The organism is Achromobacter spanius (assembly GCF_039673305.1).
GTDB classification, from domain to species: Bacteria; Pseudomonadota; Gammaproteobacteria; order Burkholderiales; family Burkholderiaceae_B; genus Achromobacter; species Achromobacter spanius_F.
Window position 1 is genome coordinate 53,126 of record NZ_JBDJLJ010000013.1, and the last position, 23,907, is coordinate 77,032.

Genomic DNA, 23,907 nt, shown 5'->3' on the forward strand with positions numbered 1-23,907 from the left:
CCGAATCTATTGATTCCAGAATCATTCATCCAGGATCTACTCGCCCGAGTCGACGTCGTCGATGTAGTCGGGCGATATGTGCAGTTGCGAAAGGGTGGGGCCAACTTGCTTGGCCTGTGTCCCTTTCATAACGAAAAAAGTCCCTCGTTCACTGTCAGTCCCACCAAGCAGTTTTATCACTGCTTCGGCTGTGGAGCACATGGCAGCGCCATCACATTCCTGATGGAACACACGGGCACCAGTTTCCCCGAAGCCGTGCGTACGCTCGCGGCTTCGGCGGGAATGACGGTCCCGGAAGAAAACCGTAGTCCACGCCAGCAGCAGGAATCCGCGCGCCGCAAGGCCGAGGAGTCCCGTCACACGCAGGTGCTGGATGCCGCCCAGGCGCATTATCTGAAGCAGTTGCGCGCGTCTCCCGCAGCTGTTCGCTATCTGAAGCAGCGCGGCCTGACCGGCGAAATCGCGGCGCATTTCGGCTTGGGCTGGTCCGGAACCGACCGCCACGGCCTGTCGCAAGTATTCCCCAATTACGAAGATCCCACGCTGGTGGAATCGGGGCTGGTCATCGAGTCCGAGGACGGGCGCCGCTACGACCGCTTTCGCGAACGCATCATGTTCCCGATCCGCAACGTGCGGGGCAGCCTGATCGGATTCGGCGGCCGGATCATCGGCAAGGGCGAGCCCAAGTATCTCAACTCGCCTGAAACTCCACTGTTCTCGAAGGGCCAGGAGCTTTATGGCCTGTGGGAGGGGCGGCAGGCGATACGCCAGGAAGGGCAGGTCATCGTAGTCGAGGGCTACATGGACGTGGTCGGGCTGGCGCAGCAGGGCATCGCCAATGCCGTTGCGACGCTTGGCACCGCCACCACGCCGGACCACGTGAAGAAACTCTTGCGCACGAGCGACAAGGTGATCTTCAGCTTCGACGGGGATGGCGCGGGCAGGCGAGCCGCCTGGCGCGCTTTGCAGGCCTGCCTGCCGGTGCTGCGCGACGATATCGCGATTCGCTTCCTGTTCCTTCCGTCTGAGCACGACCCGGATTCCTACGTCCGAGAACTGGGTGCGGAAGCCTTCCGGGCTTGCCTGGGCGATGCCGTGGCGCTGTCTCGCTTTCTGCTGGACGAGCTTGCATCCCGCCACAACATGACCGAGGCCGAAGGGCGGGCCAGTTGCCTGCACGAAGCCAAGCCTTTGCTGGCCGCGATCCCCGAGTGCGCGCTGCGCGTGCAGATCGAGCGGGAAATGGCCAAGCTGGTGCAGCTGACTCCCGAGGAAATGGCCCAGGTGCTGGCCCAGCAGCCCGCCAAGCCTTTCGCGCCCGGCCCTCGGCCGTCCGCGGGTGCAGGCGAGGCTGCGCCGAACGGGAACGCTGCTCAGGGTCATGACGGCGGCCCGCCTGACATGGGGTACGACTTTGCGGGTCATGACTTCCATGACATTCCGGCGGACGAGTCCGAATTTGTGGATTATGGCCAATATGCCTCGCAAGGCGGCGACCCGGCCGGCTCCGAAGGGGGCTGGCAGCAGGGCGGCAAACCGGAGTGGAAAGGCAAAGGCGATTGGAAAAGCAAAGGCGACTGGAAAGGTAAGGGCGATTGGAAGGGTGGAAAGGGGGGCTGGAAGGGGCGGCGCGACAACGACGTCGGCGGCTTCGAAGGGCGCCGCACCATGCCGTCGCTGGCCAAGCGTCTGTTGGGCCTGCTGCTGGCGCATCCCGAACTGGTGGACTCCATGGGAGACCAGCAGCTTGAAGTCATCGACCATGGCCCCCATCTAGGTCTTGTAAGAGACCTGATCATGCTGGCGCAATCCAGCGGGGCGCGCCATGTGGGCGCCTTGCTGGAGGCCGCCGAGCCGGATTCGGACCTGGCGACCGTATTGAAGGGTTTGCGCGCGGATATCCTGTCCAAGGAAGACCTGCCTGATCCGCAAACGGAATGGGACGATGCGCTGCGCCGCATTGAGTTCGATTCGGCCAAGGCGGAAATGGCCAAGCTGGCGGCTGCGGGCCTGGCAACGGAAGAGGCGCGTAAGCGCTATCTGGAGCTGTCCAGTCGCATGACTGTGCTGAAAGGTGCCGGCATACGCTAAATACGCTAAAATCAAAGGTTTTCCGCAGCAGGAAGAGCAGCAGGAAGAGCAGCAGGAAGAGCAGCAGGAAGAGCAGCAGGAAGAGCAACGGCAAGAGCAACTGCGCGCGACGGGGTCAACCCGACGCCGTGTGAAGTTCTTGGCGCAGTTGCGCTTGATAGTGCCTGACTGCGGATTGTTGCGCGATTGACGCCAAATTTTGTTTGAGTATCGGCTGAATTAGTGGCATTTTTGACGCAGCAGCGCAGGAACTTGAAAAAAATGTAGTTTGGTGGCCGGAATCTATCCCGGCTGCCGGAATCTAATAATTGTTGTGCCAATTTGACGAGGCTGTCTGACCTTTGAGGCGGCGCGGATTTTGCGGCCTGGCGTTGCAGTTGATGCAGGGCGGTGTTCAGGTCAGAAAGTCTAGTTTTGCGCTTTCCGTTGAAAGACGGGACGCTTGCGTCAATTTTGTTACATAGTTAATTAATATAGCTTAGCGGTGGGTTAGGCAGTTCATCGGCGGTTTTTCCGCGTGACGTTAGTGGTTCGGGTGCTGTGTACAAATAGCTGCTTGGGGCAAAGGCCCGATAAGCGAGCAAAGCCTATTTATAGGCAGGCAGCCCCCCCGGCGTCCGGGATCCGCCTTTGAATGAGGTCATGCACGTCAGGCGTCTGAACGGTACTGCACCGTGTTGGCGCCGGGCGAGCTCGCAAGAGCTGGCGCTGCGAACAACGTAGCCGCGTGAACTCCGCCGATTCACCAGATTTACCCGTATGCCATGTCGCGCAGGGCCTTTGCCCAGCGGGGCGTTATGCGGTGCAACATGCCCAAACGGGTTGCGACGACCACGGAAGCGACTATGACCAAATCCACCGGCAAATCCTCCTCTGCAATTGATGCGGCCGAAACCAAGGCTGTGGCGGCCAAGCGCGCCGTCAGCATGGCCGCGGAAAAAGCGCCCGCCAAGACGGCGGTGAAGGTCGCCAAGCCCGCTGCCAAGACGGCTGTCAAAAAGGCGGCCAAGACGGCTGTCGCGGGCGACAAGCCCGAAAAGGTGACGAAGGCCCGCGCCAAGAAGGCCGAAGACAAGCTGGCCGACCTGGTGGGCAGCGCTCGACCTGTGCCTAGCGGCCGCCGTCCGGGCCGCCCCGCCAAGAATGCCAACAATGATTCCGACGGTTTCGACGACACGATGGACGGCGAAGGCGAAGTCCTGCCCGACCTGAAGCCGCCCAAGCGCGGCGGCAAGCGAGGCAAGGCGGATCCCAAGGATCTGATTGCCCGCGGTCCCGTCACGCCGGAAGAATATGAAGCCCGCCGCAACCGCCTGAAGCAGCTGATCAAGCTGGGCAAGGACCGCGGCTACCTGACATACGGCGAGATCAACGATCATCTGCCCGACGATCTGGTCGATGCCGAAGCCATCGACGGCATCATCAGCACGTTCAGCGACATGGGGATTGCGGTCTACGACCAGGCCCCCGACGCCGAAACCCTGCTGATGAGCGAAAACGCGCCGGTGGCGTCCAACGACGACGACGTCGAAGACGAAGCCGAAGCCGCGCTGACCACCGTGGATTCCGACTTCGGCCGCACCACCGACCCCGTGCGTATGTACATGCGCGAAATGGGTTCGGTCGAGCTGCTGACGCGCGAAGGCGAAATCGAAATCGCCAAGCGTATCGAAGACGGCCTGAAGCACATGGTCATGGCCATCTCGGCCTGCCCGACCACGATCAACGAAATCCTGGCGCACATCCTGCGCGTCCGGGAAGGCCAGGCGCAGATCGACGAAGTCGTCGACGGCCTGGTTGATCCGGAAGACGGCGAAGAATACGCCGGTGCCGGCGTCACGGCCGACGAAGACGAGAGCGATGACGGCCCCGCCGGCGGCATGTCCAGCAAGCAGCTGGAAGACCTGCGCGTCAAGGCCCTGGCCAAGTTCGACGAGGTCGGCAAGCAGTTCGACAAGATGCGCCTGTCGTACGAGAAGGACGGCTACAAGTCGGACGTCTACGTGCGTGCCCAGGAATCCATCCAGAACGAACTGATGGGCATCCGCTTCACCGCCAAGATGGTGGAAAAGCTGGCCGACACGCTGCGCAACCAGGTTGAAGAAGTGCGCCAACTGGAACGCGCCGTGCTGCACACGTGTGTGGACCGCGCAGGCATGCCGCGCCTGCACTTCATCAAGGTGTTCCCGGGCAACGAAACGAATCTGCAGTGGGTCGTCGACGAAGTGGCCGCTGGCCATCCGTACGCCGAGACGCTGGAGCGCCAGATCCCCGCCGTGCAGGAATTGCAGCAGAAGCTGATCGACCTGCAAACGCGTGTCGTGCTGCCGCTCAAGGACCTGAAGGACGTCAACAAGCGCATGGCCACCGGCGAAGCCAAGGCTCGCAAGGCCAAGCGCGAAATGACCGAGGCCAACCTGCGTCTGGTGATCTCGATCGCCAAGAAGTACACGAACCGCGGCCTGCAGTTCCTGGATCTGATCCAGGAAGGCAACATCGGCCTGATGAAGGCCGTGGACAAGTTCGAGTACCGTCGCGGCTACAAGTTCTCGACCTATGCCACGTGGTGGATCCGTCAGGCCATCACGCGCTCGATCGCCGACCAGGCGCGCACCATCCGGATTCCGGTTCATATGATCGAAACGATCAACAAGATGAACCGCATCAGCCGCCAGATCCTGCAGGAAACCGGCGCCGAGCCGGATCCCGCGACCCTGGCGCAAAAGATGGACATGCCGGAAGACAAGATCCGCAAGATCCTGAAGATCGCCAAGGAACCGATCTCCATGGAAACGCCCATCGGCGACGACGACGATTCGCACCTGGGCGATTTCATCGAGGACACGTCCACGCTGGCGCCTTCGGATGCGGCATTGCACGGTTCCATGCGCGATGTGGTCAAGGAAGTGCTAGACTCTTTGACCCCGCGTGAAGCCAAGGTCCTGCGCATGCGTTTCGGCATCGAAATGAGCACCGACCAGACCCTGGAAGAAGTGGGCAAGCAATTCGACGTCACGCGCGAGCGCATCCGCCAAATAGAGGCTAAAGCGCTGCGCAAGCTGCGTCACCCCAGCCGGGCCGACAAGCTGAAGAGCTTCCTGGAAGGGCAGTAAGTTTTCCTGGGCCTCTAGCTCATGCCTGGTTAGAGCAGCGGACTCATAATCCGTTGGTGCCGAGTTCGACTCTCGGGGGGCCTACCAAAGAAATCCTGAGAAATCAGGTACCTACAGCCGCCAGCAATGGCGGCTGTTTCGTTTCCAGCTCCGACATTGACGTAATCTTGACGTTCTCGGCGTGGTGGGCGAGGTGCGTCGGGGCGAGGTGGGCGTACTTCTGCACCATCTCAATCCGTTCCCAACCCCCCAGTTCTTTCAACACCATCAGCGGTGTGCCGGCCTGCACATGCCATGACGCCCAAGTGTGCCGGAAGTCATGGAACCGAAAGCCGGTGATTCCGACTTGTTTGCATGCGCTGGCGAGGATCGAAGAGTCTATCTGGCTGATCTGTGCTGCCTCGCGACCGGGGCGGGGGCGCCGACTAAACACCAAGCTCGGATGGGTTCCATGTCTGCGTTGCAGTACGGCCATGGCGTCGGAGTTGAGCGGAACAGCGCGGGCCCGCTTGTTCTTTGCTCGACCGTGGGTAATCCAAGCGTGACGCTTTCCCATATCGACCTGCGACCAGGTAAGGGACAGGATTTCTGTTGCCCGCATTCCGGTAGCTACTGCGAACAAGCTGACCTCGCGCATCCACTCTGTCGACATGGCCTGAATCAGTTGAACGACTACGGCCGGCGGCTCCCAGCGCACACGCACGTCAGGCTCGACAAATTTGCGAAGCTTTGGTGCGCGGTTCAACCACCCCCACTCCACGCACAAAGACAACACTCGCTGAATCGTCGCCAAGTAGCGGTTCTTCGCCGCGGCCGTTAGGGGTTTCGGCTTGCGGTGTGCGTGCGTTGTATGCGTCGGCAGGCCCTGAAGTATCGAGCCGCTTGTTAAAGAACTGACTGCTGTACCGCCGCCCAGCACGCCACGCCAATACTTGATGTGGCGCAACTTGGTGTCGTAGTCCCGCTGACCTTCGGAAAGCCGCAGCATTTGCAGTGCGGCTTCGTCGAATGTATGGGTTGGTTCCTCCCCAAACTTCACTTTCCGCCACGCTTCAGCTTTCAGTCGGTCGTGGTACTCCTGTGCGGCCTTTTTTTCTGTGGTTCCAGAAGAGCATCTAATTCTCGGGATGCCTGGCGAGCAGATGTCGATCTGCCAAACCCCGGATGCTTTGTTTCTGCGGATGGACATGATGAATCTCCGTCGACCTGCAGCGATAGCCGGGTCACATTGTTGCTTTTCTGCCCTAACTGGGCAAGTTGAGAGGGCCAGACCCGCCAGGCGCGGCCGCCTGGCAATCTGAAGCCGATCTGCTTCCGCTTGGCGAATACGGTTTGGTAGGACAGACCCAGCCGCCTCGCCGCTTCCCGCAGGGAAATGGCGATTTCTTCGCTCATTGGCCATTTCCCTTATCGAACAGGCTTTCTAGACCGGCGCGGGCGGCGCGGGCAGCCACGGGGTCTCGGTACCCTGGGGGGCTCGTCCGCGGACCTTGCCCGCCTTTCTGTGTCGCGACCGGGATATCGCTGCCCTCAAGAGGGCTTGCCGCCGCCACCACTCTCCGAGCATCGTCCATTGCGGCATTCCATCCACGCACGTATACACGGATTTCGGCATCTACATGCTTCGGCAGCAGAAGGCTCCACACCACGTCGTCCTGCTTGGTGATCTGGTTTCGCTTCGAATGAGCACCGCAGCCTGGCCACTGGCGCTCGAGTTCCTGGATGAGGAGCGCGCGGCGCCTTTGGTTGAGGAGGTCGATGATCGTGATCATGCAGTCCTCTCCCTTTCGGTCGGACGCCCGGCCGTATTGAGCAGGCTCCGCGCCGCGGCGGCGCCAGCCTTCAGTTGCGGATCCGTCGAGGCGTCTAGAATGCGCGTCGTGATCTCGAGTGCGCTAGCCAGCGTTGCGCAGCGTTCGCGCATGGCAGCCGCGTCGCCCTTTACCTCCGACAGTTCGGCCGTGGCCTTTTCGTACAAGCGGATGTACAGGGCGCGGCCTCGCACGGCTGCCGCCAGTTGTTCGGTTGGGTTGCGGGGTCGGCTCATCTTGTCCCCTCCGCCCTGACGCGCAGCCCGAGGGCCTCTTTCAGGCTGTACCAGTGCTTATGGTCTTCGGCGATATGCTGGGCGAGGGTGAGCAGTGTTGTCACATTAGGAGTCAGTTCTTGAACTTCTGCTGATTCGTTTAGCACCGACAGCAGGGCGCGCAAGCGCTCCTTCTGCTCCTCCATGCATTCGAGGTAGAGGTTGACCTCTGTAAGGTTGACCCTGACGGATGTGTTGCTCATCGCGCCACCTCGTCAGCTTTCGGGAGAAGAGGGCGAAAAAGGTCAGCCCAATCCTGAGTTTGCTCCGCGAGCTCGCCGGAAATGTGGATGCCGATCTCGGCCATATCGAGCGTGTTCAACATATCGTCAAGGCCGGACTGGCGGGCGTGGGCGATGACGTGAAAGAGGGAGCCGGTGCGTCGCAGCGCTTCGGCGGCACGGTCCAGCGCCTCGCAGGCTTCTTTGTACGTTAGCGACTGAGTTTTCATGCCCCACCTCCGAGAGTAAGGGCCGCCTCGCATTCGATTTCCGCTTGGTCGGCCCGCAGCGGTCTGAGAGCCGCGTCCCGGCACGCAAGAAGATGGGTCACGATGACCTCGCCATCGCGGCAAGTGACGTCGGGCGCACCCTGGAAATCCACTATCCAGTCACGCCGCTGGACTTCCGCGAGTTCATTCGGGAGCGCCAGTGCCGCCGCAGCCGCGCTTGTGGTGCTGCAGACGATTACACCGATGCGGCCAACGCGCGCGGGGCTTTTGCTTCGGACAAGCATTACCAGGTCGCCAACCTGGCAGCGACGGGCGGGAGACAATGCGGTATTCATTTCTCGTCTCCGTCGTCGCATTGCGCCTGGGCCCGGCGGTCTTGTTCCTCGTGCGACATGGCACACAGGCGCACCTCCTCGCGCAGGTTCTGGCGCCCAGGGGCGGGAATGCCAATGACCTGGAAGCTCACAACCAGGGCGCCGATTGCGTCGAGAAAATCGGGGCGCGCCGAGTCGGGCAGGGCTTCGAAGGCCTGGCGCAAGCCGGATGGGAAAAGATAGCCTTCCGCCGCTTCGGCTGCTGCGCAGAAGCCTGCATGCCATTGCTCGGCAGCGCGAAAGCCGTTTGCGCTGAAAGGGAGGGTGTTCATGCTGTACCTCCCTTACCCAACAAGCGACCAGACACGATGCGATGAAGCTCGGCGAATCGATCCACGTACCAGTGCGGCTGCGTCTCCCGCGGCGATGCGGGGTTGGTCAGGTTCTTGCCGTACGCGAGACCCTTCTCGGTGATAGCCCAGAAGTGCTTCGTGCCATTCGCAGCTGACGTGCTCTTGCGGGTGCGCTCCTCCAGCATGCCGGCGTCGCGCAGCAGGACGTTGTACGCCGCCACGTTCGTCGTGATGCCGTGTTCCTTTAGCAGCGCCGTAAGCGATGCGGTGGGCATGGAGCTGCCCGGGGGGCCATCTTTGGCGGCGTCCACTATATAAGAAGGCAAGAACGACGTGTCCAGAGCATGGCGCTTGCCGATGTACTGCAGCATCGCCACTTGCGACGACGGCGCGGGACGCAAGAGACGGGTGAAACACTCCATGATGGCCAGCTCGCCGATCAGCCTGGGCGCGGCTTCGGGGGCGCGTGCATGGCCGGGTTGATCGTGCAAGCGGCGCTCGCATTCGATGAAGTACCGACGCGCCTGCTTGCCTTTGGCGTTGCGCTCGACCATGGAGAGTTCCTTGGCCATGTCGAGGGTTAGGTGGTAATCCTTGCGATTGTGTCCACCGCGACCTTCGCTCGCCAAAACTGGCGAGCAAACGAAGTCTTGGTTCTCGACGAATTCGTACTGGTCAATTCGATCCTTGATCCAGTTCGAAAAGTCTTTGCCGACTTCCAGGAAGGCGTGCAGGTCGCGCGCATTGGCAGTGGGGACCGCTTGGCCAACGATTTGGCAGGTGCCGACGGGGATGAGGCGGTTCATTGTCCGTCTCCTAGCGTCAAATGCGAACGGGCCGACCGACCCGACAAGCCATTTGGCTTGACAAGATTGGTTGGTTTTTGTACTTTGCTAAACGTGTTGATCCATGCCCGCATTTTTGCGGACGTGTTTTTTCCTGGCATTTTTTATCTCCAGAGATTTGATGCCATTGATGAATGTCGGCCGTGAACCGGCGTTTGTCTTAAAGCCCCGCCCGACCGTGAATCAGGCGGGGCTTTGTCTTTAGCTGGGCAGCCGGTAGGCTCCTGCAGCTCGTGCAGCGTCAATCATTTTGTTGATGATCCAATTGACGGAACGCTCCTCTTGCGTGGCCTGCGACTTTAGCCACTCCCGATTCTGGTTGGTCGTTCGAACCTGGATCTGGACTGATCCGCCGGATTTCTCCTGTTGACTGGCACCGTGAATGCTCAGTGACATATAGGCTCCTACTCGTGGTTGCAGGTGAGGGTGTTGATAAAGCACATTGCTATTAAAGCAAGTTGCTAGCATTGTGTAAAGCACTTTGCTAGCTTATTCTTTGGGCCATGACTACCGCTCTCGTACAAGTGAACTTCCGCATGCCAGCGGAATTAAAAGACAAGCTGGAGGCGTCCGCCAAAGAGGCGGGCCGTTCTACTACGGCTGAAATTGTGGCGCGGCTAGAGGATTCGCTTAACGCGCCTTCCCCACGGGCGGTGACGGCCTCTTTGGCGCGACTTGAATTCCAATTGCATCGTATGGAAGTAGATATCCAGCGCAAGACCCTAGAGGCTGGCCGGTTGGGAACGTATCTCTTGGCCATTGAGCCGACGTTGGATATGAATGCCATGCCTCCCGATGTGCCTTGCCCAGCAGAGGAGATAATTCGCACGGCGCGCCAGGCTGCTGACGACCTTAAGGAGTTCATGGAAGACGGCGCAGGCGATCTTCCCAATGTCACGCGTCGCGCGGCTTTATCCGCGGTTCGAACGTTCAGGCTCGCGAAACCTGGAGAGCCACTGCCGCGTGCAATTTTGGAGCTGTTGAAAATGGCAGACATTGACCCGGACACCGAACTCTCCTGACTTCTGAATTGCTGAGCGGTACACGTAGTGTTTCAGGAGCCCCGGCCTGCGCTAACAGGTACGGGGCTTTGTCTTTCCGGGGAACGGGAAGAGTGGTGATATAATCGCGGTTGCGCTTATTTCTGTCAAGCGCATACGCGATTTTTTTTGGCATTCCAGTTGATCAGACGAAGAAAAAGCCCCTAAGGGCTTTTATCAGTCGCTTGTGAACCCACTACCTGATCGGTATTTGATCTCGCCGATGATGATCAATCTGTCCAATTCCTCGGCTTCTACGACCCGGTCAGGATAGCGAGGGTTGTAAGAATGCAAGATAAGCCCACCGCCCGTCTGCTTAAAAATCTGCTTTACAAGACCCTCATGCTCGAAGGCAACCGCATAGACCACCCCGTCGCGCACCGTGGTTTTGGTCACATCTACCATGACCATATCGCGGTTAAAAAGGAATGGCTCCATGCTGTCGCCGCGCACCATGAGCAGGCGGCAATCCTTTGCTTTGGAGCCTATCGCCCTAAAAAAATCCATTGTGAAGGGCAGCGCCTGTTTTTGCCGTATTTCCCACTGAATTAGGCCATCACCTGCGCACACCTGGTAATCCCATCGGTCGACCCACACTCTGTTTTCGTCGGGTTCTAGATCCTCCTCCCTGTCCCACAATCGGATCATCCCGGCTTCCTGCCGCGCTGCAGCCTTCTGAATTAATCCCTCGTCGCTGGGGTCAAAAGATTGCTCGAAGACGGACTTGTCGCCGGCCACAATCGGGTCGAGCATTTCGCCGGTCCCCGCCATAAGCCATACAGGGTTCACCCGAAGTGCCACTGCAATGGGCAACAGCAGGGCTGACGAGTGGTTGCGCCCGTTTTCAATGCTTGCAATAGAGGATTGACCGCAGCCAACCATCTTGGCGAGTGCGGCTTGTGAGATGCCGCGATGGCTACGGGCGGCTTTTAATCTTGCGGCGATATGTTCCATATCGCGATTGTGATCCAAAGTCCACTCAAGCGCAAGATATAAGCGCTTTAGTGATTGACTATAATCGCAAATGCGCTTAGTCTTGAGGCATGGACTGGAAATTACTCATATCCGACATTCAAGCCCGCGGCATGTCGCAGGCGGCCATCGGCGCGGCTGTAAACCGCTCCCAGGCATGGGTAGCTGACATTGTTAGGGGGCGGTACCGCGACATTCCGTGGAGGGAGGGCGAGGCCCTTCGACGACTACATCGCCACGTCACAGATGGCCGGCGGCGTTGGCCGGCCGCTATGCGGCCCCTTGGCGCGGAGAAAGAAAGCGGGTTCACCCCCGGAGGTGCGGATGCCTAAAGCCGACACCACCCTAATCGACAGAGCCCAAGAGGCAGGCATGTCGTCGGAGACGTTTGCCGCCACGCGCGGGCACTTGCTGCGCGGCGTTCGCACTTCCTATTCGTCCTCTCCGCGGCACATTCCCGGCGACACCACGACGCCGCCTGCACCTGGTGCCGTTCGCTTCGGCCCCGAAGACGTTTAGCCATGAACACCGTCGTTTCGATCCTGATCCTGGTCGCTGCGTTCACGTGGCTGCTGATGTTGATCACTGGATGCTGCGTCGGCGTGTGGTGGCTGTGGCGCCGCCGCGGCATGCGCAAGTGGCTTGCCGATTTCGATCAAGGCCTGGAGCGCGAAGAGCGCGCTCGGGCCCACTTTCAACGCCGCCACCGGTTCAGGCCGTAGCGGATACCAGTGTGCACGCGCCCGGGTAGCTCCCGAAAGCCGGATTCCTCCACCCGGCCCGGCGCTGTGCCTTTAAGTGGAGAAGACAGGAAGGGACACGGAGATGATTAAGAGCTTCGACTTCATCGTGGGCGATTGCGGCCAAGTCTATCAAGAGGCCGGCGAAGAATCGCAGATATCACTGACGTTTTTGCCGTACCTCGTGGATATTGATGGTCGGGATTTCGAGGACGAACCGGCCATACGAGACGCCACCGTGATCAACATCGGGCCGATTACGCCAGAGCAAGCCTATTTGCTCGGGAAATCTTTGCTGCTTGCCGCCAAGGCAAATGGCGTGAGCGAATAGGCGAATATCAATGGCAACAGATGCACGACTCTCCGTGGGCTTGGCCACGCACCCGAAAACCAAGAAGCTGGTCCGCCGCCTGGGCGGGGATGGCGCATGGCGCCTTGTCTGTCTGTTCCTCTGGTGCGCCGCCAATAGGCCGGATGGCAACCTCAGCGGGTTGTCGGACGAAGACATCGAGCTGGCCGTTGACTGGGCTGGGGGTGAAGGCGAGTTCGTAACGACGCTGTGCGAGGTTGGCTTTCTTGATGGAGAGGAGTGCTGCAGGGCGATCCATGACTGGGAAGAGCACAACCCGTGGGTCGCAGGATCCGAGGCCCGTAGCGAGAAGGCGCGCTGGGCAGCCCTGTGCAAGAAGTACGGCCGGGCGGAAGCTGCCCGGCGCATGCCCGAGTATGTCGAGCGCATCGGGATAGCACGCGGCGAGGACGCTCCTGAGTGCCCGGCGCACACCGTTAGCACGACTTCCGCAGTGCTAGAAAGTGCTAGTAGCACACCCATAGCAGTGCTAGAAAGTGCCGGCAGCATGCAACTAGCAGAATCTGGCACTGCCCCGTCTCCGTCTCCGTCTCCGTCTCCGTCTCCAAAAGATCAAACCCCTTTGTCGGCTGGCGCCGACCCGGGGGGGGCTGCTGATGCCCCGGAATCAACGGCTTCACCGAAGCAAGACCCGGTGCAGCAGGTCTTCGCCTACTGGCAGGAAGTCATGCAATCGCCGCGCTCCGTGCTGGACGACAAGCGGCGCAAGGCGATCAGGACCGCGTTGAAGAACGGCCATAGCCCCGAGGATCTGCGGCGGGCCATCCGTGGTTGCAGCAAGACGCCGCACAACATGGGCCAGAACGACAGGCGGGAGAAGTACAACGGGATCGATCTGATCCTGCGGTCTGCAGACCAGATAGACCGGTTTATCGCGAACGACAGGGGCCAGGATTCACCGGGGGCGGGTGACCGAGCGTCCGTGATGGCAACCCTCCAGACGCGGTTCCCTGGTGCAAGCATCACGCAGGTTGACGGGGGGCGATACCGGGTGGGAAACCGCTTCTTCGATGCCAGCGGCAACCCGGAGCCCGTGCTGTGAAGACCTTCGACGACTTCGGGATCGATCTGCGCGGCCGCACCGGCGTGGAGGTCAAAACTACCTGCCCGCGATGCTCGCCATCGCGCCGGAAGAAAAACTATCCGTGCCTGTCGGTCAACACCGACAAGGGCTTGTGGAACTGCCACCACTGTGGCTGGGGCGGGTCGCTGGGCCACGGCGAAGAGCGCCGGCCCGAGGCGCCGAAGATCTACCGCAAGCCCGACTACGTGGTGAACCGCACCGATCTGCCCCAGGCCGTCGTGGACTACTTCGCCGGCCGCGGCATCGGCCAGGCCACGCTCCTGCGCAACTGCATCGGCTACGGCCAGCAGTACTTCCCCCAGGTCGAGGAGGAGCGGACCTGCGTCATGTTCCCGTACCTGGACGGCGATGAGGTGATCAACGTCAAGTACCGCACCGGCGACAAGCTGTTCCGGCTGGCGTCGGGGGCGAAAAGGGTGCTGTACGGCTTGAACGACGTGGATGCGGTCTTGATCTGGGTCGAAGGGGAGATGGACAAGCTTTCGGTGGAGGAGGGCGGCTTCAAGAATTGCGTCTCGGTGCCCGACGGTGCGCCCACGCCGGACACGAAGAACTACGACAGCAAATTCGATTTCCTGGATTGTGAGCAGTTGGCCAACGTCCGCGAGCACATCATCGCCGTCGATGATGACGCCCCGGGCCGTCGCCTGCAAGAGGAGCTGATCCGCCGCCTTGGCCGTGACAAGTGCCTGATCGTGACCTGGCCGGACGGCTGCAAAGACGCCAATGACGTACTGATCAAGCTTGGCCCAGACGCGTTGCAAAAGTGCATCGAAGACGCGCAGCCGGTGCCGATCGAGGGCACGTACTCGGTGACGGACTTCCGTTCGGAGATCCTGCGTCGCTACGAGGGTGAGATTCGACGCGGTGTCTCCACCGGCTGGCCCGGCATGGACGGGCACTACACGGTGCTGGAGGGGGAGTGGACCCTGGTGACAGGTATCCCTGGCCATGGCAAATCCGAATGGCTGGATGCCCTGGCTGTTCACCTTGCACAGCATCATGGCTGGAACTTCGGTGTGTTCTCGCCCGAGAACTTTCCTGCCGACTATCACAGCGAAAAGCTGATGGAGAAGTTCACCGGCAAGCCGTTCGCGGCGGGGCCGAATGAACGCATGAACGTGGCGGAGCTGGACACCGCAATGGATTTCCTGGCGGACCACTTCACTTTCATGATGCCCGAGTCGCCCAGCCTCGACGCGCTGCTGGAGCAAGCCAGCCGCCTGGTTACCCGCAAGGGCATCCGGGGGCTGATCATGGATCCGTGGAATGAGATCGAGCATGGCCGCGCACCAGGTCAAACCGAGACCGATTACATCTCTCTGGCCTTGTCCAAGATCCGGAAGTTCTGCTGGGCACATGGTGTTCATGCCTGGGTCGTGGCGCACCCCGCGAAGCTCTACAAGGACAAGGATTCGGGTGACTATCCGATCCCGACACCCTATGACGTATCCGGCTCGGCACATTGGCGAAACAAGGCCGATAACTGCATAACGGTGTACCGGCACGTCAAGGACGAGAACAAGCCGGTGGAGATCCACATCCAGAAGATCCGCAAGAAGTTCGTAGGCCGCGTGGGCATGGTTGAGCTCCATTACGACCGCGTGACCGGCCAATACCGCGACTACGCGCACTTCACGCGGCCACCCATTTATTCCCTGCAAAACCGGGGGGCTGCGTAACCGGCCCCTTCGCCTGCCATTTATGCAGGTTCACTCCAATGAAGTACATCGCCGCCGCTTTTGCGGATGGGCGTTGCGCTTGCCCAGATGCCAGCTCAAGCGGCTCTGCGGTTGAGCTTGTGGCGCGCCTGCTGCGCGTCCCTCCCTACAACCCTGGAATCGTTTGAGGAACTGATCATGCTCGATCACAACAACCCCGACACGTGGCTGGAAATCCCCTTTGAGGAGCGCGCGGCTACGCCCCTGGCGCAGGTTCACCGGCCCTCGGAATCGCAAGCCGATCAAGGCATGGCATACGCGCCGTGCGGCTGCTGGCGTTGCCGCGGGTGCGTGGCGCTCGCTGACCGCGCCACCCTGGACCGCCTGCTGGCCAAGCACCTGATGACGCTGAACGGGTCGGAGCGGGGGCAGTGGATGCTGTTCTGGGCAGCCCACCCGCGCCATGATGCGGAGGACCTGCAGCAGCTCGAAACGTGGCTGCGCATCGCCGGCGGCAGTAACGAACCGGCCCCGGTGTACCCGGTCTTCGTGATGCCGGAGGAAGCATGAGCGAACGCAATGCGCCTTTTGCGCGCTTGGCCGTGGCGCTGGCGTACGCATTCAACGATGAGCGGCATACGCTGAGTCGGCCGGCGATGGCCCGCGCGGCAGACATGCGGCTGGGCGAGCCTGGGCCGCTTTCTGGCGCGGATGGCTGCGCGGAGATCGGCAAGGTTCGCCACTTCCTGGAACGGGACCTGGACCCGCTGCACGTGGCTGTGCTGCACGCCCGCTATGGTCAGCGCGTGGCGAGCTGCAAGCACTGCCACAGCGAAGCGGATCACCCCGGCTGGGTCGCGGCGCTGTACAAGATCGCGGGGGCGCTGGGCGCGTACTTGTCCATGCGCACCGCCCACAGCGAGCTGTTGTATGCCCTCGTGCGGCGCTACTACGACAGCGGTACCGTTCGGACCCTGCAATCCTTGGCCGATGAGTACGCGTGCAAGGTGCGCAGCGTGGAGCGGGCCAGCGCCAGGGCCGCAGACTGGCTGCGCGGCACGCGGGAGAAAAAGGGCGCCGAGCCGATCTATGGCGTCGAGCAAGCGGCGCACGCTGCCGCCGAAAAGCTGCTGCGTGATGGCGGCTTCATCCCATAATCATTGACTGTGGCGAAAACTCCCGCCATAATCAGCGATAACGGATTTCCTCAGAAGTCCGCCCACGAAACCCGCCGCCGAAATGCTGCGGGTTTTTTTGCGTCTCGGTTCTGCAACACAGGATTGCCCTCGGGATTTTCCTGCCGAAGGAACCGGCTAAGCTAGACCCCTTCACTCGCGGAGGGTTCCATGGTTATCACCGTAGGCATGTTGATTGAGCACCTGAAGGTCTACGATCCGGAATGCGAACTCGCTTTCAGCGGCGGTCTGGAGTTCTATAGGACAAAACAGCGTGGGCCCGATCTCGTACAAATCGAGTTCAATCAGAATGTGTGGCGAGACGAGAAAGGAGTCTGGCGCGTTGATGATGTGGATGCATCGTCGTAGAGACCGCACGATTGCGACAGAATTGCACCCCGCTTAGGCGGGGTTTTTTGCGGGCATGCTCATGGTGAGCCGCCGGCCTTCCAAGCCGCGCAGCGAAGGTTCGATTCCCTCTGTCCGCTCCATTCAAGCCCTGACCGAGAAACCCGGCCGGGGTTTTTCGCCTATGCGTGCATGCTCAAGATCAGCCTGCGGCCTCCTAGGAAGGAGGCTTGATCGATCACTTATCGTCGGCTTGCAAGCACCGCTTTGCGGAGGGGGTGGAACCTCTTGCCCAGGCCTTCCTTACCAAAGAACCGCAGATGCGAGCAGACGTACACGTCGGCATATCCACCGAACTCCCAGGGTACGATTCCTAGGTTTGCATGGTCGCGCACGACGGATGTGAAGTTTCCGGTACGCCGTAGATGTGGCGCAAACTCCCCGATGAAGGCTTCGTATGAGGGTTTTCCATGGAGCAAGATAAGTGATGGTCTGAATAGCTCAAGAACTTCTCGGAAAACATGGAGTGCCTTGTGCGATTCAGGAAGTCGTCTCCACTCCTTCTCGCTGGACGTCGGATACGGAGAGGTGTTGGTATCCAGTACCGTCGTATGCCCCAGGCTGGCCAGCCAGGACGAGGCTCCGTCGAGCCCGGTTCTCGTGGGGGAAGACAGCCGAGTCTTGCCGGATCGTCGCCGGACGTCTTGATAGAGCGGCAGGAACTGGTCGAGGTTTAGGATGCTCTGCGCGTAATCTTCGATCGCGATTCCGTCGTCTTCAAATATCGGCGTGGCGGGATTGACCCCGACGATAGCGGCGCCGCCTGTGGAGAGTGGGCCACGTACGACAAAGGGGCGGAGATATGGGTCAGCCTTAGTCGGAGGCGTGCACCATCGCTTCAGTGTTTCTTTGTCGATCAAAATGCCACTCCATTCCTTGATTTCGGATTCCGGTATGTAGTCCCCGGGCAACGATGCGTTGCGTGAGGTCCACTTATGCAGCACAGGCACGGCTATGCCAGGATTTTACCCACCCTTAGCAATCAAGGGCGCGCACGTAGCATGGCGTGCGGGGATTCGGTCATCGCCGCCGGGCGGTGTGCAGTAGATAGCACCCGGCAAGATCACAAAGGAATCGGCATGAAGCTCACCACACTCAAGCCGCGCATTGCAATGGCCGGCTCCCGGCTGGCCGCTGCGCCGACGCCCAGCGCCAAGCGCATGACGGGCCGCAAGCTGCAAGACCGCCGTCTACGCGTCTGGTCTGCTGATCCGCACTGCGCACATTGCCGGACGCTGACCATCTACCCGCATGGGTTCGAACTGGACCACAAGTTGAGCCTGTTCGATGGTGGCGAGGACTCCGATGCGAACACGCAAATTCTGTGCGTTTCGCGCGACGCGCATGGGCGTAAGGCCGGATGCCATGACCTCAAAACGCGCAGTGACCTGGGCTATCGGAGCCGGTCATAGGGCGGCGGGCCACCAGAGAGCCGTAAAGCGAGCCATTGCTATGGATAGGGCCGCGCCTTCGTCGTCTCTGTCGCGCCTCGTGGCGGGCCTGTGCGCAGGCGTCAGGGGCCAAGGCAGAGGGGGGGCGGGGTCAAAGTCTGGCGGGTTCGCCTTCCGGAAACCACCTGTTCCCTCATGCGCGGAAAATTTCCCCTTAACCGGATTTGTTAACCGAGATTGTTAATGGCATTAACCGACAAAAAGCGCCGCTTTGTGCAGGCGTTGCAGTCGGGCCTGTCCGGTGCGAAAGCCGCTATCCATGCGGGTTACAGCGAAAAAGGGGCGGCCGTTGCAGCGTCCCGCCTGGTGAAAGACAAGGACATTCAGGAAGCTCTCGGCCGTGTTAACCAAGTTAACAAATTGAAGGAAGAGGCCGCGGCCACTGGGACGGAGATTTCGCTGCCGGATCTGGGCAAGCTTTACTCCGATCCCCTGGAGTTCCTGAAGGCAGTCGCGAACGATCCTGAGCAGGACATGAAACTGCGGGTCGATGCGGCAAAAGCGTGGGTTCCCTACGTCCATGGAAAGATTGGGGAACAGGGCAAGAAAGACGCCAAGAAGAAGGCGGCGGGCGATGCAGTGGCCGGAGGCAAGTTCGGAGCGCCGCCGCGCCCGCCGCTTCTGCGCGTGGTCGGGAAGGGGTAAGCCATGGCCTGGACAACTGCGTGCCCAGACTGGGCAGATCGGCTGCGGGCGCGCAAGTCGATTATTCCGCCACCAATCTTCCCTGACCAGGCCGAGTATGCGTTGGGCATCTTCAAGCAGCTGAAGGTGGTTGACCTGCCGCAGGTCTATGACGATGCCATCGGCGAATACCGGCACCAGACGTTTGGCGAATGCTCCGAAGAATGGGTGTTTGACTTCGTTCGCGCCATCTTTGGTGGCTATGAGGCGGACACGGGTAAGCAGCTGATCCGTGAGTATGGCCTGCTCATCAGCAAGAAGAACACGAAATCCACCATTGCCGCCGGCATCATGCTGACGGCGGTAATCATCTGCTGGCGCCAGGAAGAGGAACACCTGATTCTGGCGCCGACAAAGGAGGTGGCAGACAACAGCTTCAAGCCGGCCGCAGCAATGATTCGGGCCGATGAGGAGCTATCGGACATGTTCCATGTCCAGGACCACGTTCGCACCATTACGCACCGGACGACGCGCAACAGCCTGAAGGTGGTCGCCGCCGACACCGACACGGTGTCGGGCAAGAAATCGGGCCGCATTCTAGTTGACGAGCTTTGGCTGTTTGGCAAGCGGGCGAACGCCGTGGCGATGTTCCTTGAGGCGCTGGGAGGCCAGATATCCCGGGATGAAGGTTGGGTCATCTACCTGACGACGCAAAGCGATGAGCCGCCGGCGGGTGTCTTCAAAGAAAAGCTCGCCTACTGGCGCGATGTGCGAGACGGGCGGGTGGTCGATCCGAAGACGCTTGGCATCCTGTACGAGTTTCCGGAAGAAATGGTCGAGGCAAAAGCCTATCTCGACCCGGCGAACTTCTACATCACCAATCCGAACCTCGGCCGCTCGGTCAGCGCCGAATGGTTGGGGGATCAGCTCAAGCTATTGCAGGCCAGAACGGACGGAGCATTCCAACAATTCCTTGCCAAGCATCTGAATGTCGAGATCGGGCTGAACCTGCGTTCTGACCGTTGGGCGGGTGCTGATCACTGGCTAAAGCGGGGGAAGCGAGTACTGACGCTTCGCGCGCTGATGGAGCGTTCCGAAGTGGTCACGGCCGGTATCGACGGCGGCGGCCTGGATGACCTGCTGGGCCTGGCATTTCTAGGGCGCGAGCGTGGGACGGGAAACTGGCTGCATTGGGCGCGAGCCTGGGCGCACCCGTCTGTTCTGGAGCGCCGCAAAGAGATTGAGCCCAGGTTGCGCGATTTCGAACGGGCTGGCGAGTTGGTCATAGTCAAGCAGATCGGCGATGACACCGCAGAACTGGCGGCCCTCATCCGCCAGGTGTACGACGCTGGCTTGTTCCCCGAGAAATGTGGCATCGGTGCCGACCAAAACGGCGTGACCTTCAATGACGCGCTGGTAGAGGCTGAAATCCCCGAGGAATTGATCGTCGGTGTGTCGCAGGGCTGGAAGCTGGGCGGCATCATCAAGACAGTGGAGCGCAAGCTTGCCGAAGGCACCTTCGTACATGGCGATCAGGCTCTGATGGCTTGGGCTGTGGGCAATGCTCGTATCGAACTGCGCGCCAACGGCATCTTGATTACCAAGCAGGCGAGCGGCACCGCGAAGATTGATCCCTTGATGGCGACATTCGATGCAGCGCAATTGATGGTCCTTAATCCCGAGGCCTCCGGCCGGTCGGTATACGAGTCCCGCGGGATTCGATTTATCTGAGAGAACCCATGAAATTACTGGACCGCTTTCTGGGCGGCTCGGCGGACGGGTCGGCGCCTGAAGCCGGCCCGCGGCTTGAGCCCACCATTGCGCTAGAAAGCGCGCAGGCGTCGGCGCAGCCCAGGGGGCAGGCGTTCCGAGGCTTGGATGATCCAGCGCTGCTGGAATACATCCGCAGCGGCGACTACAACAGCCGGGTCGAGTCGCTACGGAACATGGCCGCACTGCGGTGCGTGTCGCTGATCGTCACTTCACTTGGCATGCTGCCGCTCAACCTGATTCGAAACGACGCATCCAAGGCGCCAGCGAAAGACCACCAGGGCTATCGGCTGATGAAGCTGAAGCCGAACGGGTGGCAAACGCCCTTCGAATTCAAAAGCATGATGCAGCTGCATGTCCTGCAGCAAGGCAATGCCTACGCCAGGGTTATCTGGTCAGCTGGCAGGCCGATCGCCCTGGTGCCAATGGCGCTCGGGTCCGTCAAGGCCGAGCTTGCGGGCTGGGAGATGCGTTACACGTACACCCGGCCGGATGGCCAGCTGGTAAAGCTATCGCAGAAGGAGGTGTTCCACCTGCGGGACATCACCATTGATGGGGTGGAAGGGCTGGCCCGTATGAAGCTCGCGCGCGATGCCATCTCACTGGCGCGCGACGCCGAGCGCGCCGCTGGCCGCGTATTTCGGACGGGCAACCTGGCGGGCGGCGCCGTGGAGGTGCCCAAGGCGCTATCGGACACGGCCTACGGGCGGATGCGAAATTCCCTGGACACGGATTTTGCGGGCGCTGAGAACGCTGAGCGCTGGATGTTGTTGGAGGAAGGCGCCAAGGCAAACAAGTTCAAGGTGACCGCGGCCGAAGCGCAGCACATCGAGAACCGCAACGCCCAGATTGAAGAGGTAGCGCGCGCCTTCGGCGTGCCGCGGCCCCTCTTGATGATGGACGACACCAGTTGGGGGTCGGGCATCGAGCAGTTGGGAATCTTCTTCGTGCAGTACGGGCTGCAGTTCTGGTTCACGGCGTGGGAACAGGCGGCGATGCGCACCTTTCTGACTGACGAGGAACTGGACCAGCTGGCCTACAAGTTCAACGAGCGGGCTCTGATGCGCGGCACGTTGAAGGACCAGGCGGACTACTTCGCCAAAGCGTCCGGCGCCGGCGGTCATGCCCCATGGATGTGGCAGAACGAGATCCGCGACCTGTCAGACCTACCCGCGAGCGATGACCCGCAGGCAAACAAGCTACGCGATCCCATTACCCAAAAAGGAAAATCCAATGAGCCTGCTGCAATTGCCTGAGATCAAGGCGGACGCCCGTCTGGGTGCCGCCGACTTCGATCTGCGCCCGGACGCGCTGGAGCGGTGGGCGCCCCAAGTCCGCGCCGCCGGCACAGACGAAGACGCCACCATTTCCATCTACGACCCCATTGGGGAAACCTGGGATGGCAGCGGCGTAACGGTCAAGCGTATTCAGGCCGCGCTGCGTTCTGTCGGGACCCGTGACGTGACGGTGAACGTGAATTCACCCGGCGGCAATTTTTTCGAAGGGGTCGCGATCTACAACGCGCTGCGCGAGCACAAGGCAAAGGTAACCATCAAGGTGTTGGGGCTGGCTGCGTCGGCCGCTTCGGTAATTGCGATGGCGGGCGATGACATCCTAATGGGGCAGGGATCGTTCCTGATGATCCACAACGCCTGGGCAGTAGCCATTGGAAACCGGCACGACCTGGTCGACGCAGCCGCGAAGCTGGAGCCGTTCGATGAAGCGATGGCCCAGGTTTACGCAGCCCGAACGGGTTTGACGTCGAAACAGGCCGCAGCCCTCATGGACAAGGAAACCTGGATCGGCGCTGATCAGGCGGTGGAGGATGGTTTCGCCACCGGGGTACTGGATGGCGCCGCAGTTATCGAGCAACCGCAATCGAGCGGGGAACGGCGGGCCTTGGCCCAGGTGGAAGCCGCAATGGCGCGCGCCGGATATAGCCGTACCTCCCGTCGCGACACCTTCAAAGCACTTTTTTCCGGCAAGCCGAGCGCTGCCACAACCACCACGCCGTGCGCTGGTGACGACGTAGCAGCCCTGCTGCAAACCACACTTTCAACCCTGCGAGGTTAAACATGAAGCAACAATCGAATGCCCGCGTCCCCCGCGGGCTGGTTTCCGTACGCGCCGATGCCGGCGGCCCGGGTGAGGTGAAGGCCCTCATCGAACAGCTGAACCAAGCGTTCGCCACGTTCAAGGACGAACACTCCAAGCAGCTGGATGAGGTCAAGAAGGGCACGCATGATGCGCTTCAGGCCTTCAAGGTCGAAAAGATCAACGCGGACATCTCCCGACTTCAATCGGCCATCGACGACGCAAACATGAAGATTGCGTCGGCGCAGATGGGCGACGGCACTGGTCAGCGCCTGAAGGACTCCGAATACAGCGACGCCTTCAACGCTCACTTCAAAAAGGGCGACGTGCAGGCGGCGCTGAACAAGGGCGCCGCAGATGAGGGCGGTTATCTGGCCCCGGTGGAGTGGGATCGCACCATCACCGACAAACTGGTGCTGGTGTCGCCGATGCGTCAGTTGGCGCACGTTCAGCCGGTGTCCGGGGCAGGTCATTCCAAGCTGTTCAACATGGGCGGTACGGCCTCGGGTTGGGTCGGCGAAACTGCGGCACGGCCGCAGACTGGGACGGGAACATTCGCATCGCTGGGCTTCGGCTGGGGAGAAATCTACGCGAACCCCGCCGCGACGCAGCAGATCTTGGACGATTCGGCGATCAATCTGGAATCGTGGTTGGCAGGCGAAGTCGAAACCGAGTTCGCCAAGCAAGAAGGGCTGGCTTTCGTCTCGGGTGATGGGGCCAACAAGCCCTTCGGCATCCTGACCTATGTCACTGGCGGGGCGAACGCCGCGAAGCATCCGTTCGGCGCGATCAAGGCGGTGAACAGCGGCGCGGCGGCGGCCATCACGTCGGACGGCATCATTGATCTCATCTATGACCTGCCTTCGGCATTTACGGGCAACGCGCGTTTCGCCATGAACCGCAAAACCCAGGGCCAGATCCGCAAGTTGAAGGATGGTCAAGGCAACTACCTTTGGCAGCCGTCCTTCGTCGCCGGTCAACCCGCCACCGTGGGTGGCTTCCCGCTGACGGAAGTACCCGACATGCCGGATGCGGTGGCGGGCGCCAAGCCGGTGCTGTTCGGCGACTTCAAGCGCACTTACACCATCTTCGACCGCGTGGGCGTGCGAGTGCTGCGCGACCCGTACACGAACAAGCCCTTCGTGCTGTTCTACACGACCAAGCGCGTCGGGGGCGGAGTGCATAACCCCGAGCCGATGCGTGCCATGACGGTCGCTGCGGACTAAACACCGCGGGAAGGCGCCGGCCGGCGTCCTTCCCCATCT

At 60.9% G+C, this 23,907-nt stretch carries 28 protein-coding genes and 1 tRNA gene; 18 read left to right on the forward strand and 11 right to left on the reverse strand.

The window, feature by feature from the left end:
* Positions 1 to 9: 9 nt before the first annotated feature.
* The 4 genes from dnaG (at position 10) to ABE485_RS13465 (ending at position 5,291) form a co-directional block, all read left to right on the forward strand.
* On the forward strand, positions 10 to 2,091 hold the full coding sequence (gene dnaG, locus ABE485_RS13450; protein WP_346515787.1) for a DNA primase: 2,082 nt from the start codon (positions 10 to 12) through the stop codon (positions 2,089 to 2,091).
* A complete protein-coding gene (locus ABE485_RS13455) occupies positions 2,075 to 2,281 on the forward strand; it encodes a hypothetical protein (RefSeq protein WP_346515788.1) in 207 nt (68 codons plus the stop codon). The genes dnaG and ABE485_RS13455 overlap by 17 nt, the downstream gene beginning before the upstream one ends.
* A gap of 655 nt (positions 2,282 to 2,936) precedes the next feature.
* Positions 2,937 to 5,204, forward strand: coding sequence for an RNA polymerase sigma factor RpoD (gene rpoD / locus ABE485_RS13460; protein WP_346515789.1), 2,268 nt, complete (start codon positions 2,937 to 2,939; stop codon positions 5,202 to 5,204).
* Positions 5,205 to 5,212: 8 nt separating this feature from the next.
* Positions 5,213 to 5,291, forward strand: a tRNA-Ile gene (locus ABE485_RS13465).
* A 16-nt stretch (positions 5,292 to 5,307) separates the two neighbouring features.
* Here the strand turns inward: ABE485_RS13465 and ABE485_RS13470 are convergent.
* The 9 genes from ABE485_RS13470 to ABE485_RS13510 all read right to left on the reverse strand — a co-directional run bounded on the left by ABE485_RS13470 (position 5,308) and on the right by ABE485_RS13510 (position 9,649).
* A complete protein-coding gene (locus tag ABE485_RS13470; RefSeq protein WP_346515790.1) occupies positions 5,308 to 6,393 on the reverse strand; it encodes a tyrosine-type recombinase/integrase in 1,086 nt (361 codons plus the stop codon).
* Positions 6,394 to 6,595: 202 nt separating this feature from the next.
* Positions 6,596 to 6,976: a hypothetical protein gene (locus ABE485_RS13475; RefSeq protein ID WP_346515791.1), complete on the reverse strand. Its 381-nt coding sequence runs from the start codon at positions 6,974 to 6,976 to the stop codon at positions 6,596 to 6,598.
* Positions 6,973 to 7,251, reverse strand: a complete 279-nt coding sequence (locus tag ABE485_RS13480; protein ID WP_346515792.1) for a hypothetical protein — start codon at positions 7,249 to 7,251, stop codon at positions 6,973 to 6,975. The genes ABE485_RS13475 and ABE485_RS13480 overlap by 4 nt, the downstream gene beginning before the upstream one ends.
* On the reverse strand, positions 7,248 to 7,493 hold the full coding sequence (locus ABE485_RS13485; protein WP_346515793.1) for a hypothetical protein: 246 nt from the start codon (positions 7,491 to 7,493) through the stop codon (positions 7,248 to 7,250). The genes ABE485_RS13480 and ABE485_RS13485 overlap by 4 nt, the downstream gene beginning before the upstream one ends.
* The gene (locus ABE485_RS13490) at positions 7,490 to 7,741 is read right to left on the reverse strand and encodes a hypothetical protein (RefSeq protein ID WP_346515794.1); all 252 of its coding nucleotides are present in this window, start codon (positions 7,739 to 7,741) and stop codon (positions 7,490 to 7,492) included. Before ABE485_RS13490 ends, ABE485_RS13485 begins: the two co-directional genes overlap by 4 nt.
* Entirely contained in the window at positions 7,738 to 8,076 is a 339-nt protein-coding gene (locus ABE485_RS13495; RefSeq protein ID WP_346515795.1) for a hypothetical protein, read from the reverse strand. Before ABE485_RS13495 ends, ABE485_RS13490 begins: the two co-directional genes overlap by 4 nt.
* Positions 8,073 to 8,387, reverse strand: coding sequence for a hypothetical protein (locus ABE485_RS13500; protein ID WP_346515796.1), 315 nt, complete (start codon positions 8,385 to 8,387; stop codon positions 8,073 to 8,075). Before ABE485_RS13500 ends, ABE485_RS13495 begins: the two co-directional genes overlap by 4 nt.
* Positions 8,384 to 9,214 carry an antA/AntB antirepressor family protein gene (locus ABE485_RS13505; RefSeq protein ID WP_346515797.1) on the reverse strand — a complete coding sequence of 277 codons (831 nt, stop codon included), beginning with the start codon at positions 9,212 to 9,214 and terminating at the stop codon, positions 8,384 to 8,386. The genes ABE485_RS13500 and ABE485_RS13505 overlap by 4 nt, the downstream gene beginning before the upstream one ends.
* Positions 9,215 to 9,454: 240 nt before the next feature.
* Positions 9,455 to 9,649: a hypothetical protein gene (locus tag ABE485_RS13510; RefSeq protein ID WP_346515798.1), complete on the reverse strand. Its 195-nt coding sequence runs from the start codon at positions 9,647 to 9,649 to the stop codon at positions 9,455 to 9,457.
* A gap of 107 nt (positions 9,650 to 9,756) precedes the next feature.
* On the opposite strand from ABE485_RS13510, the gene ABE485_RS13515 reads away from it, so the two are divergent.
* A complete protein-coding gene (locus ABE485_RS13515) occupies positions 9,757 to 10,275 on the forward strand; it encodes an Arc family DNA-binding protein (protein WP_346515799.1) in 519 nt (172 codons plus the stop codon).
* Between the two features lie 195 nt (positions 10,276 to 10,470).
* On the opposite strand, the gene ABE485_RS13520 is transcribed toward ABE485_RS13515, so the two are convergent.
* A complete protein-coding gene (locus tag ABE485_RS13520; RefSeq protein ID WP_346515800.1) occupies positions 10,471 to 11,247 on the reverse strand; it encodes an XRE family transcriptional regulator in 777 nt (258 codons plus the stop codon).
* Between the two features lie 539 nt (positions 11,248 to 11,786).
* Between ABE485_RS13520 and ABE485_RS13525 the strand changes: the two genes are divergently transcribed.
* From ABE485_RS13525 to ABE485_RS13555, 7 genes are all read left to right on the forward strand, one after another.
* Positions 11,787 to 11,987 (forward strand): hypothetical protein, encoded by a 201-nt coding sequence (locus ABE485_RS13525; protein WP_346515801.1) that lies wholly within the window; start codon positions 11,787 to 11,789, stop codon positions 11,985 to 11,987.
* Positions 11,988 to 12,090: 103 nt separating this feature from the next.
* Positions 12,091 to 12,336, forward strand: coding sequence for a hypothetical protein (locus ABE485_RS13530; protein WP_346515802.1), 246 nt, complete (start codon positions 12,091 to 12,093; stop codon positions 12,334 to 12,336).
* A 673-nt stretch (positions 12,337 to 13,009) separates the two neighbouring features.
* Positions 13,010 to 13,417, forward strand: coding sequence for a hypothetical protein (locus ABE485_RS13535; RefSeq protein ID WP_346515803.1), 408 nt, complete (start codon positions 13,010 to 13,012; stop codon positions 13,415 to 13,417).
* A complete protein-coding gene (locus ABE485_RS13540) occupies positions 13,414 to 15,141 on the forward strand; it encodes a toprim domain-containing protein (protein ID WP_346515804.1) in 1,728 nt (575 codons plus the stop codon). Before ABE485_RS13535 ends, ABE485_RS13540 begins: the two co-directional genes overlap by 4 nt.
* A 177-nt stretch (positions 15,142 to 15,318) precedes the next feature.
* Positions 15,319 to 15,690 carry a hypothetical protein gene (locus tag ABE485_RS13545; RefSeq protein WP_346515805.1) on the forward strand — a complete coding sequence of 124 codons (372 nt, stop codon included), beginning with the start codon at positions 15,319 to 15,321 and terminating at the stop codon, positions 15,688 to 15,690.
* Positions 15,687 to 16,277, forward strand: coding sequence for a hypothetical protein (locus tag ABE485_RS13550; protein ID WP_346515806.1), 591 nt, complete (start codon positions 15,687 to 15,689; stop codon positions 16,275 to 16,277). Before ABE485_RS13545 ends, ABE485_RS13550 begins: the two co-directional genes overlap by 4 nt.
* A 189-nt stretch (positions 16,278 to 16,466) precedes the next feature.
* On the forward strand, positions 16,467 to 16,664 hold the full coding sequence (locus ABE485_RS13555) for a hypothetical protein (RefSeq protein WP_346515807.1): 198 nt from the start codon (positions 16,467 to 16,469) through the stop codon (positions 16,662 to 16,664).
* A gap of 221 nt (positions 16,665 to 16,885) precedes the next feature.
* Here ABE485_RS13555 and ABE485_RS13560 read toward each other — a convergent pair whose 3' ends face one another.
* Complete coding sequence (locus ABE485_RS13560; RefSeq protein WP_346515808.1) at positions 16,886 to 17,653, reverse strand: hypothetical protein; 768 nt, start codon at positions 17,651 to 17,653, stop codon at positions 16,886 to 16,888.
* Between the two features lie 129 nt (positions 17,654 to 17,782).
* Here ABE485_RS13560 and ABE485_RS13565 point away from each other — a divergent pair, with 129 nt between their 5' ends.
* From ABE485_RS13565 to ABE485_RS13590, 6 genes are all read left to right on the forward strand, one after another.
* Positions 17,783 to 18,115 carry an HNH endonuclease signature motif containing protein gene (locus tag ABE485_RS13565; RefSeq protein WP_346515809.1) on the forward strand — a complete coding sequence of 111 codons (333 nt, stop codon included), beginning with the start codon at positions 17,783 to 17,785 and terminating at the stop codon, positions 18,113 to 18,115.
* 222 nt (positions 18,116 to 18,337) lie between these two features.
* Positions 18,338 to 18,799, forward strand: coding sequence for a terminase small subunit (locus ABE485_RS13570; RefSeq protein WP_346515810.1), 462 nt, complete (start codon positions 18,338 to 18,340; stop codon positions 18,797 to 18,799).
* Positions 18,800 to 18,802: 3 nt separating this feature from the next.
* On the forward strand, positions 18,803 to 20,509 hold the full coding sequence (locus tag ABE485_RS13575; protein ID WP_346515811.1) for a terminase large subunit: 1,707 nt from the start codon (positions 18,803 to 18,805) through the stop codon (positions 20,507 to 20,509).
* Between the two features lie 8 nt (positions 20,510 to 20,517).
* A complete protein-coding gene (locus ABE485_RS13580) occupies positions 20,518 to 21,804 on the forward strand; it encodes a phage portal protein (protein WP_346515812.1) in 1,287 nt (428 codons plus the stop codon).
* Complete coding sequence (locus ABE485_RS13585; RefSeq protein ID WP_346515813.1) at positions 21,782 to 22,621, forward strand: head maturation protease, ClpP-related; 840 nt, start codon at positions 21,782 to 21,784, stop codon at positions 22,619 to 22,621. Before ABE485_RS13580 ends, ABE485_RS13585 begins: the two co-directional genes overlap by 23 nt.
* A gap of 2 nt (positions 22,622 to 22,623) precedes the next feature.
* Positions 22,624 to 23,868 (forward strand): phage major capsid protein, encoded by a 1,245-nt coding sequence (locus tag ABE485_RS13590; RefSeq protein ID WP_346515814.1) that lies wholly within the window; start codon positions 22,624 to 22,626, stop codon positions 23,866 to 23,868.
* Positions 23,869 to 23,907: the final 39 nt, after the last annotated feature.

What these genes read in the sequence shown, in the direction of transcription:
- ABE485_RS13585 (WP_346515813.1), top strand. Translation starts at nt 21,782, where the DNA reads ATGAGCCTGCTGCAATTGCCTGAGATCAAGGCGGACGCCCGTCTGGGT.
- ABE485_RS13520 (WP_346515800.1), bottom strand. Translation starts at nt 11,247, where the DNA reads ATGGAACATATCGCCGCAAGATTAAAAGCCGCCCGTAGCCATCGCGGC.
- ABE485_RS13550 (WP_346515806.1), top strand. Translation starts at nt 15,687, where the DNA reads ATGAGCGAACGCAATGCGCCTTTTGCGCGCTTGGCCGTGGCGCTGGCG.
- ABE485_RS13575 (WP_346515811.1), top strand. Translation starts at nt 18,803, where the DNA reads ATGGCCTGGACAACTGCGTGCCCAGACTGGGCAGATCGGCTGCGGGCG.
- ABE485_RS13570 (WP_346515810.1), top strand. Translation starts at nt 18,338, where the DNA reads ATGGCATTAACCGACAAAAAGCGCCGCTTTGTGCAGGCGTTGCAGTCG.
- ABE485_RS13525 (WP_346515801.1), top strand. Translation starts at nt 11,787, where the DNA reads ATGAACACCGTCGTTTCGATCCTGATCCTGGTCGCTGCGTTCACGTGG.
- ABE485_RS13495 (WP_346515795.1), bottom strand. Translation starts at nt 8,076, where the DNA reads ATGAATACCGCATTGTCTCCCGCCCGTCGCTGCCAGGTTGGCGACCTG.
- ABE485_RS13555 (WP_346515807.1), top strand. Translation starts at nt 16,467, where the DNA reads ATGGTTATCACCGTAGGCATGTTGATTGAGCACCTGAAGGTCTACGAT.
- ABE485_RS13580 (WP_346515812.1), top strand. Translation starts at nt 20,518, where the DNA reads ATGAAATTACTGGACCGCTTTCTGGGCGGCTCGGCGGACGGGTCGGCG.
- ABE485_RS13505 (WP_346515797.1), bottom strand. Translation starts at nt 9,214, where the DNA reads ATGAACCGCCTCATCCCCGTCGGCACCTGCCAAATCGTTGGCCAAGCG.
- ABE485_RS13475 (WP_346515791.1), bottom strand. Translation starts at nt 6,976, where the DNA reads ATGATCACGATCATCGACCTCCTCAACCAAAGGCGCCGCGCGCTCCTC.
- ABE485_RS13515 (WP_346515799.1), top strand. Translation starts at nt 9,757, where the DNA reads ATGACTACCGCTCTCGTACAAGTGAACTTCCGCATGCCAGCGGAATTA.
- ABE485_RS13480 (WP_346515792.1), bottom strand. Translation starts at nt 7,251, where the DNA reads ATGAGCCGACCCCGCAACCCAACCGAACAACTGGCGGCAGCCGTGCGA.
- ABE485_RS13485 (WP_346515793.1), bottom strand. Translation starts at nt 7,493, where the DNA reads ATGAGCAACACATCCGTCAGGGTCAACCTTACAGAGGTCAACCTCTAC.
- ABE485_RS13545 (WP_346515805.1), top strand. Translation starts at nt 15,319, where the DNA reads ATGCTCGATCACAACAACCCCGACACGTGGCTGGAAATCCCCTTTGAG.
- rpoD (WP_346515789.1), top strand. Translation starts at nt 2,937, where the DNA reads ATGACCAAATCCACCGGCAAATCCTCCTCTGCAATTGATGCGGCCGAA.
- ABE485_RS13510 (WP_346515798.1), bottom strand. Translation starts at nt 9,649, where the DNA reads ATGTCACTGAGCATTCACGGTGCCAGTCAACAGGAGAAATCCGGCGGA.
- ABE485_RS13490 (WP_346515794.1), bottom strand. Translation starts at nt 7,741, where the DNA reads ATGAAAACTCAGTCGCTAACGTACAAAGAAGCCTGCGAGGCGCTGGAC.
- ABE485_RS13470 (WP_346515790.1), bottom strand. Translation starts at nt 6,393, where the DNA reads ATGTCCATCCGCAGAAACAAAGCATCCGGGGTTTGGCAGATCGACATC.
- ABE485_RS13530 (WP_346515802.1), top strand. Translation starts at nt 12,091, where the DNA reads ATGATTAAGAGCTTCGACTTCATCGTGGGCGATTGCGGCCAAGTCTAT.
- ABE485_RS13500 (WP_346515796.1), bottom strand. Translation starts at nt 8,387, where the DNA reads ATGAACACCCTCCCTTTCAGCGCAAACGGCTTTCGCGCTGCCGAGCAA.
- ABE485_RS13590 (WP_346515814.1), top strand. Translation starts at nt 22,624, where the DNA reads ATGAAGCAACAATCGAATGCCCGCGTCCCCCGCGGGCTGGTTTCCGTA.
- ABE485_RS13565 (WP_346515809.1), top strand. Translation starts at nt 17,783, where the DNA reads ATGAAGCTCACCACACTCAAGCCGCGCATTGCAATGGCCGGCTCCCGG.